The organism is Polyangiaceae bacterium, from assembly GCA_015075635.1.
Classification (GTDB): Bacteria; Myxococcota_A; Polyangia; order Polyangiales; family Polyangiaceae; genus JADJKB01.
This window is the reverse complement of the sequence record JABTUA010000002.1, coordinates 2,020,040-2,033,315: the sequence shown is the minus strand read 5'-3', so window position 1 is coordinate 2,033,315 and position 13,276 is coordinate 2,020,040. Positions and strand designations below refer to the sequence as shown.

Genomic DNA, 13,276 nt, shown 5'->3' with positions numbered 1-13,276 from the left:
GAGGCTCTGAGCGCGGGCTCGGCGGTGCGGGCTGCGGTGCCACGCTCGACCGTTTGAACGCCCTGAAGGCGCACGTGAAGAACGGGCAGATCGTGCTCGACGAGCCGACGGAGCTACCCGAGGGCGCTGAAGCGGAAGTGCTCCTGCACGTGGCCGATCCGCACGATCGCATGGACGAGCAGGAGCGAGCGGAGTTGCTGCAGTCGATCGACGAAGGCCTCGCCGAGGTCGATCCTGGCGACGTGTGCGAGCTCAGGGAAGTGATCGCCTCGCTCGGAACGCGGACGTGAGGATCAACGTCACCAAGAGAGCTTGGCGTCAGGTACTTCGCGTCGACGCCTGGTGGCGAGAACATCGGGCCAAGGTCCCCAGTCTTTTCAGCGTGGGCTTGCCTTCGTCCAGGTAGCGAGCTAGTTTTGCCATGGTCACACATGGTTTCGCATGGCGGCCGATGGAGGCAACGATGAGCGACCAATCGCAGATCTCGGCGACGGTTTCGGCCGCCACGAAGGACAGGCTCGATCGCTTCACGGAGAGCCACGGGCTCAAGAAGAACTTCGTGGTCGAGCAAGCGCTGCTGTACTTCATGGAAGCGCGACGGGAGCTGCCCGACGAAGCGCTCATCCCGGTGCGCGTCGTGCTCGACGACAAGGCGTTCGATCGGGTCGTAACGCTGCTCGAGAGTCCGGCGGCGCCGACCGCAGCGCTGCGCGAGCTGATGCGTGGCCAGGACCGTTGAGCTTCGTCCGCTCGCGCGGGACGACGATCGAAGTGCCTTCTCCTGTGGTCAGGCCGATCTCGATCGCTTCTTCGAGCACTACGCTGGCCAGAATCAGTTCAAGCTACACCTGGCGGTCACGTACGTGGCGCTGGTCGAAGGGCGTATCGTGGGCTTCGCCACAGTTGCCCCGTCTTCGATCGAGCGCGCCTCCGTACCGAGCGCGCGCCTGCGGAAGCGACTGCCGGGCTACCCGCTTCCCGTCTTGCGGCTGGCGCGCCTCGGCGTCGACGCGCGAGCTCGGGGACTCGGCATCGGCAAGGCGCTCTTGCGTCACGTGCTCGGCCTGGCGCTCGAGCAGCGAGACCGTCTCGGCTGCGTGGGCGTGGTGACCGACGCCAAGCCCGATGCGGTGAGCTTCTACGAGACCCTCGGCTTCCAGGCGCTCGAAGGAGTCCGCGAGGGCCTCCTGGTTTCGGAGCCGATGCCGATGTTCCTCGGCATAGACACGATCGCCACGGCGCTCGCTCCGTGAGCTCAGGCTGGCCGCTTGCATGCCCGCACGAACCCTGAGGACCTCGGGCAACTCGGGTTCCGATTCGCTTGCCATCCTGGCACTCCGCGCGCTCGGCGCGTGACTCATTGCCACGCCCGACCGCGTGCTCGACGCGCTTCGCGCGCGATCCACGCCTGGCACGAAGCTCGCACGGGAGCCCGTGCATGCGGAGCGCGTTTCGTTGGATCCTCTGGGGTGTCCTGGTGCCGTCGGCGCTGTGCCTGGTGAGCGCGCTGCAAGCTCGGGGCGTGGTCGCGCTGATCGAGCACGGCATCGGCCAGCCGACTCCGCCGCCGGTGCCGGCGTGCCCGCCGCCGCCGCCCGTCGCGGACCCTCCGCGCTTGGCGCGAGCGGCCGGTGCTCCGACTCCGCCTCCGGTGCCGCCGAACGCTTCCGCGCCGCTCGCCGGCGCGCGAGTCGCCCTCGCGCCCCGCGGGCTCGCGCTCCGCGGGGTCCGCCCGGGCTCCTTGCTCGACGCCATCGGGCTCGTGGACGGGGACGTGCTCACGCAGGTGAACGGCGTGGACGCCCGCCGGCCGGAGGCGGCGCTGCTCGCGCTCGCTCGCCTGAGAAACGGCGGTGATTTCGCGGTCGGCGTGCTGCGCGGCGACCGGGAGCTGGTGATTCGCTATCGGGTGCGCTGAGCGCGCGCTGGACTCGGGCCTCGGGCGCCTGTCATGTTGAGGGGGGAGGCGACCCATGTTGCGCAGCGTTTCGGGGATCTTCGCGCTGGTCATCGCGTTGCTGATTTCTGCCTGCGGCTCGGACGACGGCGGCGGCAAGTCGGCGAGCGGCGGTGCGAGCGGCAGCGGCGGCTCGTCCGGGAGCGGCGGCTCGTCCGGGAGCGGCGGTACGGGCGGCGGCGCGGGCACCGGTGGCGGAGGCGGCGTGGTGTCGGGCGAGTGTCCGCCGGGCATCGTCTCCGATCCGGACATCGCCCAGGCCTTGCCCCAGGCCAGCGTGGACACGACCTACGTCGCGCCGAGCGGCAAGAGCACCAAGGTGGCCTCCGGCGGCGACCTTCAGGCAGCGCTCGACGCGGCCGCGCCGGGCGACGAGCTCCGGCTCGAGGGGGGCGCCACCTTCAAGGGACCCTTCACCCTGCCGAAGAAGACCGGCGACGCGGTGATCGTGATCCGGTCGGACGTGCCGGACTCGGAGCTGCCGCCGCCCGGCCAGCGCATCGACCCGTCGTATGCGTCGAAGCTCGCGAAGATCGTCGTGCCCGCCAACGTCGGCAGCGCCATCGGCACGGCGGCGGGCGCGCACCACTACCGCCTGGTCGGCCTCGAGATCTCCCCGGAGCCCGGCGCCTACGCCACGAACGTCGTCGACTTCGGCTCCGGCGCGAAGAGCGACGCCGACCTGCCCCACCACCTGGTGATCGATCGCTGCCTGGTGCGCGGCGATCCCGCCGCGGGAGCCCGGCGCGGCGTCGCGCTGAACTCCCGCGACACCGGCATCGTCGACTCCTGGTTCGCCGACTTCAAGGAGCAGGGAGCGGACTCCCAGGCCATCGCCGGCTGGGGCGGCCCGGGCCCGTTCAAGATCGTCAACAACCACCTGGAGGGCGCCGGGGAAAACGTCATGTTCGGCGGGGCGGACCCCGCGATCCAGAACGTCGTGCCCTCCGACATCACCATCTGCCGAAACCACATCGTCAAGCCCACGGCGTGGAAGAGCCTCTCCTGGTCGGAGAAGAACCTGTTCGAGCTCAAGAACGCGCGCCGCGTGCTTCTGGCCGGCAACGTGCTGGAGAACAACTGGGCCGACGCCCAGGTCGGCTTCGCCATCGTGCTCACCCCGCGCAACCAGGACGGGAGCGCGCCGTGGTCCAGCGTGGAGGATCTGACCATCGTCTACAACGTGATCCGGCACACCGCGTCGGGCATCGCCATCTCCGGCGAAGACGACAACCACCCGAGCCAGCAGCAGCAGCGCGTGCTGATCCAGAACAACCTGCTGGACGACGTCAATCGCGACGTGTGGGGCGGGGACGGCCGCGTGTTCCAGATGACCGCGCCGCAGAAGCCCAGCGTCAAGGTGAAGATCGATCACAACACCGCGACGCGCGCGGGCAACGCCTGCCTGGTGATGGGCGACAGCGTCGTCGTGGGTCAAGAAGCGCGCTTCACCAACAACATCGTCGCCAGAGGTGACTACGGCGCGTTCGGCTCCGGCAAGGGTGAGGGGACCGGGGCCCTCGCCTTCTTCTTGCCCGGCGTCGTGTTCGAGAAGAACGCGATCGTCGGCGCGACCGCGGCGAGTTATCCGGCAGGGAACTTCTTCCCGGCCAGCATGACCGACGTGGGGTTCAGCGACTTCGCGGGTGGCGACTTCTCGCTCGCGGCATCGAGCTCACTGAAGGCCAAGGGCAGCGACGGCAAGGATCTGGGGGCGGACTTCGCTGGCCTCGGCAGCGCCATCGCCGGCGTCGTGCAATAGCCGGGGCCATGGCCGCGAGCCTAAAACGCTTCTTCGACCGCACGGTGGTGAGCGCGATCGCGAAGGAGATCCGCGCGGCGCACCCCGCGTTTCCCGGCGCCGCCTTCGAGCGGCAGGCCCTCGCCGGTCTCGGCCGGCTGGAGCTGATGGACCGCGGGCGCCACATCGCGGAGGCGCTGCGCGCGCACCTGCCCGAGGATCCCGAGCACGCGATTCGGATCCTGACTCGCTCCCTGGGCCCCGACATCCCCGCGGACGGGTCGCCGGGCATGTCGCCATTTCGCTATCTGCCCCACACCGTGTTCGTCGCCGAGCACGGGCTGGACTGCTTCGAGACCAGCATGCTCGCCCAGCGCGAGCTGACCCGGCGCTTCACCGCCGAGTTCAGCATCCGCGCATTCATCGAGCGGCACCCCGAGCGCACGCTGACCCAGCTCCGGCGCTGGGCCCGCGATCAGGACCCCCACGTCCGGCGCCTGGTGTCCGAGGGCACGCGTCCGCGCTTGCCCTGGGCGCCCCGCTTGCGGGCCTACCAGCGCGATCCGAGCCCCGTGCTCGCGCTGCTCGAGCTGCTCAAGGACGACGCCTCGCTCTACGTCCGGCGCTCGGTCGCCAACAACCTGAACGACATCGGCAAGGACCACCCGGAGCTCCTGGTGGAGGTGTGCCGGCGCTGGATGCGCGGCGCGTCCGCGGAGCGACGCTGGGTCGTCGAGCGCGCGCTGCGCTCGCTGGTGAAGCAGGGCCACCCGGGCGCGCTGGAGGTGCTGGGTTTCGGCGCGCCGACGCGCATCGAGCTGGTCTCGGCGCAAGTGCAGCCCGCGCGGGTCCGCATTGGGCAGAGTGTGCGCGTCGAGCTGGTGCTCGCGAACGCCGGAAAGGGGCCGGCCCGCGCCGTCGTCGATCTGGCGGTGGGCTTCGTGAAGCAACGCGGCCAGACGAGCGACAAGGTGTTCAAGCTGCGGGCGCTCGAGCTCGCGCCGGCGGAGCGGGTGAGCCTCGGGAAGAGCATCTCCCTGAAACAGCACACCACCCGCGTGCACCACCCGGGGGAGCATCGGGTGACGCTCCTGATCAACGGCAAGCGCTACCCGGCCGGGAAGTTCCAGCTATTGCGCTGAAGCATATGCGCTCAGTTGCTCGGCAAAAGGCCGGGTGGTACAGGGGCGCCGACTTCGCGCCCGGGGCGGGCGCGTTCGGGAGCACCAGTCGTGAACAGAGCCTCCGCTTTTTGCTTGCTGATTTTCTCTGCCGGTCTGGCCTTCTCTTGCGCCGAGAGCGAGTCCAGCAGCACCGGCACCGGCAGCTGCGGCGACGGCAAGCGCGCCGCCACCGAGATCTGCGAGGGCACCGATCTGGGCGGCAACAGCTGCGTCACCGAGGGGTTCGCCGCGGGCCAGCTGAAGTGCTCCGCGGCCTGCGGCCTGGACACCAGCGGTTGCTGCAACAACGTCTGCGTGAACGTCGGCGACACCACCTGCGAGGGCAACGTGGTGATGAAGTGCGCCGAGCTGGCGAGCGGGTGCCGCACATGGATCAAGGACGACGACTGCGCGGCGACGGGCAAGACCTGTTCGGCGACCGGCGGGGGCGCCGTGTGCAAGAGCTCGAGCTGCCAGGATGCCTGCACCACCGTCAGCGCGACCCAGTGCAACGGCACTGCCATCGAGTCGTGTGCCACCGGCCCCGACGGCTGCAAGGCCTGGACGAAGTCCAGCGATTGCGCCGACCAGGGTCAGAGCTGCGACGACTCGAGCGGAGCCGCCCAGTGCTCCGGCAGTTGCGTGGACGCCTGCAAGGCCGGCGAGCTCCAGTGCAGCGGGAACGTGCTTCGCGAGTGCGCCAAGCAGAGCGGCGGCTGCCTGGGCTGGGTCACCAAGACGGACTGCGCCGCGTCCGGGGGCGTGTGCTCCGCGGCGAGCGGCACGGCCGCCTGCGATTCGAGCTGTCCCGCCAAGTGCGCCAAGGAAGGTCTTCAGATCTGTTCCAACAACGCCATCCAGACCTGCACGAAGGGCACGAACGGGTGCCTGGACCTGGTCAAGACCCAGGACTGCGGGAGCCTGCTCTGCAAGCTCGGGGCCGGCGGCACTGCGAAGTGCGAGGGCGTCTGCAACAGCCCTTGCCCGACCCTGAACGCCAAGCAGTGCAACGCGAACGTGGTCGAGGAGTGCCAGGCCACCACCGGCGGCTGCCAGGAGTGGAAGATCACCACGACCTGTCCGCTGGGTCAGGCCTGCGACTCGACCGGCGGCACCTTCAGCTGCAAGGCCGCGACGCCCACCGGCGAGGACTGCGGCCATGTCATCGTGGTGCAGAAGGGCCTCAACACGATCAACTGGACGGCCAGCAAGAACGACTACCTGACGACCGCGCCTTCTTGCTCCTGGGCCGACGTGGACGGCCCCGACGTCGTGTTGGTCTACCAGCCGACCTTCACCGGCACGGTGGACTACACCTTCGAGAAGCCGGTGGACACCCGCTGGGTGGCGGTGGTCGGCAGCGGCGTCTGCGGCAACCTGTCGAGTCAGCTCTCTTGCGTCTCGGAGTACAGCGACGTCTCGATGGGCGACAGCTTCTCGGTCACCGCCGGGACGACGTACTTCATGTACGTCGCCGACACCACCAGCGGCTCGTTGCCCCTCAGCAAGCCGCTCAAGCTCCAGATCACCGAGATCGATTGCAGCAGCTTCAGCGCGGGCACCGTGAGCACGAGCCCGGCGAACGGCGCCACCACCAGCTCGCTCAAGCCGAAGCTCTCGGTGACCTTCGAGACCGCCGTCACCACCACGACCGGCACCGTCACGGTGACCGGCAACAAGGGGACGAACCTGAGCTACAACGTCGCGACGGCCAGCGAGATCAGCTTCTCGACCGACGACAAGACGATGTACATCGAGCCGGTCAACCCGTTCCCGGCCGGCGAGGTCGTGACCGTGAGCTGGACCGGCCTGAACGACGCCAAGTGCTCGAAGCCGCTGAAGGCCGCAGCCTGGAACTTCACGGTGATCACGCCGCCTTGCGCCCCGGGCACCGGGGGCATGATCGGCAAGACCGTGACCAAGCTGCCGACGGGCACCGCGTCGAGCTACCCGTCGGTCTACTACGTGGTGCCCGATCAGGCCCCGACGGGCAACGTCTACTTCGGCGGCTCGACGGAGCTCTGGCGCGTGCCCAAGTCCGGCGGCACGGGCGTGGAGGTCACCACCGCGGCGGGCCTCGGCTCCTCGCACCTGGGTTACGACATGGTCGTGAGCGGCAACGACCTCTTCACCATCGAGTCGAAGTCGTCCGGCACGACCGGCTTCGTCTGGCGCATTTCCAAGGACGCCGGCGCGAGCTTTGGGCTCACCGACTTCGCCACGTTCCCGGCGGCTCCGGCCGACACCATGGACTCGGCGAACCTGTATAAGGGGCGCATCTACATGGTCACCACCGACTCGGTGCAGATCTGGTCGGTGGACGCCCTGGCCGCGAGCCCGCCGACCACGGCCAAGCTCGAGGCCAGCGTCCCGAGCGAGGGCTCGTGCTACGGCATCGCCGTGGACGACAAGTTCTTCTACCTGACCTGCGGCGACGACGACCGGCTGGTCCGCGTGGACCGCACCACCTCCGCGGTCACGCTGCTCACCAACTCGCTCGATCTCTCGACCACGCAGAACTACCTGCACGCGAAGGACACGACGGGCGACGGCACGGCCGACTTCCTCTACTTCAAGGCTGGGGACGACATCGTCTACTTCACCTGCAACCCCGGCGGGGCCACGCCCTACAGCGACGTCTTGGCCAGCTACGGCACGGGCTACGGCAGCTACGGGCTCGGGCTCGATGCCGCCGCCAACAAGCTCTACGCCTGGGACGACTCGACCTACGAGCTGGTCGTCATTCAGTGACGAAGCCGGTCGGCCGCCTGCCCCTCGCCCGTCTGCAACGCGAGGGGCTGGTGCGCCTGCACTTCCCTCCCTTCGACGTGTGCGTCGCGCTGGTGGACGGCGTGCCCTGCGCCATCGAGGACGGCTGCAACCATGCCGGCGCGAGCCTGTCGGAGGGGACGCAGGACGGAGAGACCGTCAGCTGCCCGATGCACGGCTACGTCTTCTCGCTCCGCACCGGCGCCCTCGTCGCCCCCGCTGGCCTGTGCGGTGACCAGCGGCGCTTCTTGGCCCGGGTCGAGGGCGACGAGGTCGTGGTCGAGGACGACTTCGAGCTCGAGGTGCGCTGACCGAGCTTGCGCCCGGTCGCGGGCGCCGACAGGCTTGTCGTCGATGAGACCCCGTCCTCTCTTGGCGAGCCTCGGGCTCCTCGCCGCCTCGGGCCTGGCTCACGCGACCCCCATCCCGAGCTACTCCGAGCTCCTCGGTCGGCCCAAGCCGAGCGTGCTGCCCAAGCCGCTGTCGTCCCCGCTCTTCGTGAGCACGCAGGTGCTCGCCATCGACACCGTGCTCGACGTGGTGCCGGAGACCGGCGCACTCGTCGGGCACCTTACGCTGAAGCTCTCGGCGCACTCCGCCGTGGGCGCCGTGTCGCTCCTCTTGGACAGCGGGCTGAGCGCCGCGACCGCGACCGCGGCGGGCAAGACCGTGGGCATGTCCAACCAGTCCTATCAGGGCTACACGATGGTGACGCTCGACGTGAGCCCGCCCCTCGCGAGCGGCGAGTCGATCAGCTTGGCCGTGGACTACGCCGGCACGCTCGAGTGCAAGAACGAGGGCTGCTACTCGGGCAAGCCGCTGGCGTTCCTGTCGGAGAACGGCGCCATCGCCGGCGTCTACGACCAGGACAACGTCGGCGGCTACAACGCCTGGGGAGCCAGCCGCTCCCTCGAGCTCACGGTGCCGGCCGGCGTGAACGTGGTGGCGAGCGGCGACAAGGTCTCGGAGTCGAGCGGGGGCGGCAAGACCACCAGCAAGTGGAAGATCCCGGGCTACCACAGCTACGGCGGCAACATCGTGATGATGGGGGAGCTGGCGTCCAAGCCGGTCAGCGGCGTGAGCCTTCCGACCAGCGTGTTCACCACCAGCGTCGCGCCGAGCTACGGGCCCGAATTCGCGAGCTGGATGCAGAACATTCTGCCCTTCATCGACGCGCAGGCGGGCCAGAAGCTGCCCTACTCGGAGCTCAAGGTGTTCAAGCTCCCGCTCGGGTGGCTGAACATCTTCCGGGGCACGGCGGGGCACGGGCTCACGCTCTTGAGTGAGGACTACGCGAGCGGCAGCGCAGACTACTTCGAGGAGACCCTGGCCCACGAGAACGCGCACCAGTGGTGGGGCGTGCTGGTCTCGCCGACGGACATCATCACCACGCGCTGGTTGGTGGAGGGCCTCGCGACGTTCAGCCAGATCGACTACGCGGCCCAGTACCAGCACGCGGACGTGCCCCGGGACGAGTACCTGGCGCGCCGCTACCGCGAGCACTGGATGCTGGTCAGGTACATGGGCGACGCGACCCTGCCCCTGGTGGCCGGCAGCTCGTCCGAGATCCCGAACGACGGCATCCAGAACACGCTCTGGGCGTACATCCGCTCGTCCGCCTTCGTGGAGTACCTGCGCGTCGTGGTCGGCGACGCCACCTTCGCGACGCTCCTCCAGAGCTGGGCCAAGGACTGCGGGCAGAAGCTCTGCGACACCGGCGACTTCCTCGATCTGCTCGAAGAGAAGAGCGGCGAGGACTTCGACCCGGTGTTCGCGCAGTGGGTCTACTCGGGCACGGGGGCGGAGCCGCGCATCGGCTGGAGCCAGACCGCCGGCGAGCTCAGCGTCACCGCCTCGGACGTGGACGACCTGGTGATCCCGCTCGAGCTCCTGATCACGCTCGCCGACGGCAGCGTGAAGAAGCAGCGCGTGCGCTTCGAGGGCTCGAAACCGGTGCAGATCAGCGAATCCGCCGCGGTGCGCAGCGTGCGCCCGAGCCCGCGCCAGGACGGCCTGATCTGGAGCCGGTCGGCGGTGGCTGGCGATCTCGACTTCGACGGCGAGGTCGATGGGCTCGACGTGATCCACTGCGCCTGGCGCCTCGGCAAAGTCGCCGATCCGAGCCAGCCCGGCGGCGAAGGGATCTGGTCCAGCGATCTGGACTTCGACCCGCGCTGCGACGCCGACGGCAACGCCAGCATCGGCGACTCGGATCTCGGCGCCGTCGTGAACGCCTTCGGCGCGCTGAAGGGAGGTGGCGCGTGAAGCGCTTCATCCTGCTCTTCGCCTTCGTTCTCGCGGCCTGTGGCTCGGACAGCGGCGGCAGCGGCGGGTCCAAACCCAAGGGCAGCTTCGTGTTCGAGCCCGCGTCGAAGCCCGCCGGCACGGCGGTGACGCTGCGCCAGAAGGAGCTCGGCAAGGATCGCCTCGTGCTCGAGCTCGTCGGGCACTCGCTCGCCGATCTCTACGGCGTGGCGTTCCGCCTGAGCTACGACCCGGCCACGCTCGCCTTCGAGAAGCTCGAGGCGTCGCCGGCCTGGCCCGGCTCGCCGCCCATCGCGCTCGGTTCGGCGAAGACGCCGGGCCTGCTCGTCGGCACAGTGACCGAGAAGGGCAAGGCGGCCGGTCTGTCCGGCGGCGAGGTCGTGATCGGCACGCTGACCTTCGCGCTCACCCGAGCGAAGCCCGGGCCCATCGACTTCGTGGCGGACCGAAGCGCCCTCGTCGCGACGAGCGGCAAGCGCGTGAGCGGCGTGGGCTGGGCAGGGGGAGCGCTGGTGCAGAAGTGAGTCAGGGCATGTACAGCGTGACTCGCCCCAGCACGGTACGCGGCCAGCCCGGCGTGTAGTGTACGCCCGTCACCGGAGCCGGCTCGTAGGAGAGTCGGCTCTCCGTCGCGAAGCTGACCTCACGCCAGCGCGCATCCGTGACGTTCTGCACGTCCACCCCGGCCTCGATCCGCTTCCAGCGCAGCCCGGCGGAGGCGTCGAGCAGCGTGTGACCCTCGGCGACGAGCGCGCCGTCCTCGCTGGCCGCGCGATCCGCGAGCGCCCGCAGGCGCAGAGCTCCGAAAGGTGTGTACGCGCCGAGCTCGTGCCGCGCGCCGATGCCGGCGGTGAAGGTGCGCGTGGGCGCGAGCGGGACAGGGCTCCCTGACTCCGGGCCGTCGCGGTACTCCGCCCGCGTCAGCGTGAGGTCGGCGTCGGCGTAGAGCCAGCCCCCGAGCTTCGCCCGCGCGCCGAGCTCCAGCCCCAGGCGCCGCGTGGCGCCGGACGCCTCGGTCGTCCCCTCGTCGCCGACCCAGACCTGCTCCGAGCCAAGGTCGAGCCAGAAAGCGCTGGCGTACGCGCTCACGCCGCGCCAGGGCTCGACGCGAGTGCCGACCTCGTAGCCGAGCGCCGGCGTCAGGAGGTCCACCGTGCCCGTGGCGCGCACGGCGCCGCGCGCGTCGTTGGAGTGAAAACCGCGTCCGTAATGCGCCGACACGTCCCAGCCCGACACCGGCGTGACGACCACGCCGAGCTTCGGCAGCAGGAGCGAGGCGCCGTCCGAGCCGCTCGAGCGGTCTCCGAGCACCGACAGATCTTCGAGGCGGTCCTCGACGCGTACGTCCACGCGTTGCACGCGCAGGCCCGAGAGGAAGCGCAGCGCCGGCGCCAGCCGGAGGTCGCCCTCTACGTACAGCGCCGACTGCGTCTCGCTCACGTTGGCGCCGACCCGCTGCGCGAGCCGTTCGCGCTGGCGCTGACCCCAGAGCGCGTTGTCGATCGAGTCGGCTCTGAGCTCCGCGCCGAAAGCGGCGGCGAAGCGCGTCCGCCCGTGGTGGAAGTGGCGGAGCACCCGGGCGTGGCCGCCCAGGGTGGTGCGGTCGTCCACCTGCTCGATGCCGTCGCCGTTCTGCGGGTCGCGCGCGAAGAAGGTGAAGTTCGAGTAGAGGTTCCAGCGCGAGAGCGTGACGTAGCTGAGCGCGTGTAGCTCGGCGCTGTGCGCGACGAGCGCATACGCCAGTGCAGCCGAGTGCCGCGCCTGCGAGCCGCCCTCGCTCGCATCCACGGAGTCGAAGGGCTCGAGGCAGGGCTCGCCGTACGCGGATGGAGGCGCGGCGCCGGGCTCGCCCTCTCCGCACACCGCCCGCGCGGGGATCTGGCCCGAGCCGTACCAGCGCGCGGCGTACGAGGACAGCGTGAGCGAGAGCTTCTGTCGCGGTCCGAGGTCGTGCGAAGTACGAGCGAACAGGCTGCTCCGGCCGAGCTTCTCGGAGTGCACGAACGGCCCTTCCTGGACGCTCGCGTCGGCGGCGACGACGGCGCGCCAGTCGTCGGCCAGCGCGGGCGAGGCGACCACCAGCCCGCGAGCGACACCGTACTGCCCCACCTGCGCGCTCGCGTAGGATTCGGGAACGACCTCCGCCAGCTGAAAGTCGATCGCACCCGCCGTGGCGAAGTCGCCGAACCGCGCCCAGTTCGGGCCCTTGTACGCATCCACGTTGACGACCAGCTCCGGGATCAGGAAGCCGAGATCGGTGTAACCCTGCCCGTGCCCGTGGCTCGGCAGATTTACCGGCACGCCGTCCACGAAGAAGGCGACGTCGGTGCCGTGGTCCGCGTCGAAGCCGCGCAGGAAGTACTGCGCGGCCTTGCCACCCCCGGCGTGTTGCACCGCGAACGCGCCCGGAACTGCCTCCACGAGGTCGGCCGGTCGCCGGCGCGGCCTGAGCTCGAGCTCGCGGCGCCCGACGAGCAGCCGCGATGCCGCCTCCGACGCCCTGGGGTCCTCGCGGACCTCGACCTCCAGCGCGTCGTGCTCCTCGTGATCCGGCCGCGGCGCATCGTCGTGGGCCGCGGCCGGCGCGCTGGTCAGCCAGGCAACGGTGCAACACACCGAAAGTGCCGCGCGGCGAGCCACGCGCCAGGAGTAGCACGAAAATTTAAAAACGTGCTACTGATGCCGAGCTTCGCCCGGATTGGCGGCGTGAGCTCATCAGTCAGCTGCTCGACCTCGCGCAGGCTCCTGCTTCCGGCCACCATCCCGAGCAGCGCGGCCAAAATAGAGAGTCCGGCCGAGCCGGAGGACTTCGCTCCCAGCGAGGCGTTTGTCGCGACAGCGCCACCTGGCGCGAGGCGCCGAACACGAAATGTACGGGTTGCGCGGGTCGCGGACCTCGTCGAGGCGCGCGTCGCCGAAGCGTTTGACGAGCATGCCGATGACTCTGCGTTGAGTGCGACCTGTTCGAGGCACAGATGAGCTCCTTTCCTTCGTCCGCATGCGTGCCCACGGCGCTGCCGCTGACAATGACCACCAAGGGCAATCCGTGCACACCCCATTCGACGTGGGGTGTGCCCGAACCGTCTCACGGTGTGAGAATGGCGAGCGTCGCGCGAAGCATCGGCTCGAGCAGCGGCTCCACCTCGCAGAGGCGCGCTTGCTCGACGGCTCGCCGCGCGTCCGCTCGCTTGAACCCCATCCGAACCAGCGCTCCGAGCACCTTTTCGGACACGCCGCCCTCGGGCGCGGGCGTCGGCGCTGGTGGCGCCGGTGGCGTGCTCTGTCTTCGCCTCGCTCGCGCCTCCGAGATCTCGTTCTGGATGTGGTCCTCACCGAAGACCTGGCGCGCTCGGTGGGCGTTGTGAGGTCTGCAAAGCAAGC

The 13,276-nt window shown here is 69.7% G+C and carries 12 protein-coding genes; 10 read left to right on the top strand and 2 right to left on the bottom strand.

The window, feature by feature from the left end:
• Window positions 1-53: 53 nt before the first annotated feature.
• The 10 genes from HS104_25340 to HS104_25295 all read left to right on the top strand — a co-directional run bounded on the left by HS104_25340 (window position 54) and on the right by HS104_25295 (window position 10,419).
• The gene (locus tag HS104_25340) at window positions 54-290 is read left to right on the top strand and encodes a hypothetical protein (GenBank protein MBE7483287.1); all 237 of its coding nucleotides are present in this window, start codon (window positions 54-56) and stop codon (window positions 288-290) included.
• Window positions 291-463: 173 nt separating this feature from the next.
• On the top strand, window positions 464-739 hold the full coding sequence (locus HS104_25335) for a DUF1778 domain-containing protein (protein MBE7483286.1): 276 nt from the start codon (window positions 464-466) through the stop codon (window positions 737-739).
• Window positions 723-1,253 (top strand): GNAT family N-acetyltransferase, encoded by a 531-nt coding sequence (locus tag HS104_25330; protein MBE7483285.1) that lies wholly within the window; start codon window positions 723-725, stop codon window positions 1,251-1,253. The genes HS104_25335 and HS104_25330 overlap by 17 nt, the downstream gene beginning before the upstream one ends.
• Before the next feature lie 185 nt (window positions 1,254-1,438).
• On the top strand, window positions 1,439-1,918 hold the full coding sequence (locus tag HS104_25325; protein ID MBE7483284.1) for a hypothetical protein: 480 nt from the start codon (window positions 1,439-1,441) through the stop codon (window positions 1,916-1,918).
• A gap of 55 nt (window positions 1,919-1,973) precedes the next feature.
• On the top strand, window positions 1,974-3,719 hold the full coding sequence (locus tag HS104_25320) for a hypothetical protein (protein MBE7483283.1): 1,746 nt from the start codon (window positions 1,974-1,976) through the stop codon (window positions 3,717-3,719).
• An 8-nt stretch (window positions 3,720-3,727) separates the two neighbouring features.
• Entirely contained in the window at window positions 3,728-4,840 is a 1,113-nt protein-coding gene (locus HS104_25315; protein MBE7483282.1) for a DNA alkylation repair protein, read from the top strand.
• Between the two features lie 114 nt (window positions 4,841-4,954).
• Window positions 4,955-7,612, top strand: coding sequence for an Ig-like domain-containing protein (locus HS104_25310; protein MBE7483281.1), 2,658 nt, complete (start codon window positions 4,955-4,957; stop codon window positions 7,610-7,612).
• A complete protein-coding gene (locus HS104_25305) occupies window positions 7,609-7,941 on the top strand; it encodes a Rieske 2Fe-2S domain-containing protein (GenBank protein MBE7483280.1) in 333 nt (110 codons plus the stop codon). The genes HS104_25310 and HS104_25305 overlap by 4 nt, the downstream gene beginning before the upstream one ends.
• A gap of 43 nt (window positions 7,942-7,984) precedes the next feature.
• The gene (locus HS104_25300) at window positions 7,985-9,895 is read left to right on the top strand and encodes a hypothetical protein (protein MBE7483279.1); all 1,911 of its coding nucleotides are present in this window, start codon (window positions 7,985-7,987) and stop codon (window positions 9,893-9,895) included.
• Window positions 9,892-10,419, top strand: a complete 528-nt coding sequence (locus HS104_25295) for a hypothetical protein (protein ID MBE7483278.1) — start codon at window positions 9,892-9,894, stop codon at window positions 10,417-10,419. The genes HS104_25300 and HS104_25295 overlap by 4 nt, the downstream gene beginning before the upstream one ends.
• A gap of 1 nt (window position 10,420) precedes the next feature.
• Here the strand turns inward: HS104_25295 and HS104_25290 are convergent, their stop codons facing one another.
• Both HS104_25290 and HS104_25285 read right to left on the bottom strand, forming a co-directional pair.
• A complete protein-coding gene (locus HS104_25290) occupies window positions 10,421-12,535 on the bottom strand; it encodes a TonB-dependent receptor (GenBank protein MBE7483277.1) in 2,115 nt (704 codons plus the stop codon).
• Window positions 12,536-12,980: 445 nt separating this feature from the next.
• Window positions 12,981-13,274 (bottom strand): hypothetical protein, encoded by a 294-nt coding sequence (locus tag HS104_25285; GenBank protein MBE7483276.1) that lies wholly within the window; start codon window positions 13,272-13,274, stop codon window positions 12,981-12,983.
• Window positions 13,275-13,276: the final 2 nt, after the last annotated feature.

Bases quoted from the DNA above. Each gene is read 5' to 3' on its own strand.
- HS104_25335 (MBE7483286.1), top strand. From the start codon at position 464: ATGAGCGACCAATCGCAGATCTCGGCGACGGTTTCGGCCGCCACGAAG.
- HS104_25325 (MBE7483284.1), top strand. From the start codon at position 1,439: ATGCGGAGCGCGTTTCGTTGGATCCTCTGGGGTGTCCTGGTGCCGTCG.
- HS104_25320 (MBE7483283.1), top strand. From the start codon at position 1,974: ATGTTGCGCAGCGTTTCGGGGATCTTCGCGCTGGTCATCGCGTTGCTG.
- HS104_25315 (MBE7483282.1), top strand. From the start codon at position 3,728: ATGGCCGCGAGCCTAAAACGCTTCTTCGACCGCACGGTGGTGAGCGCG.
- HS104_25300 (MBE7483279.1), top strand. From the start codon at position 7,985: ATGAGACCCCGTCCTCTCTTGGCGAGCCTCGGGCTCCTCGCCGCCTCG.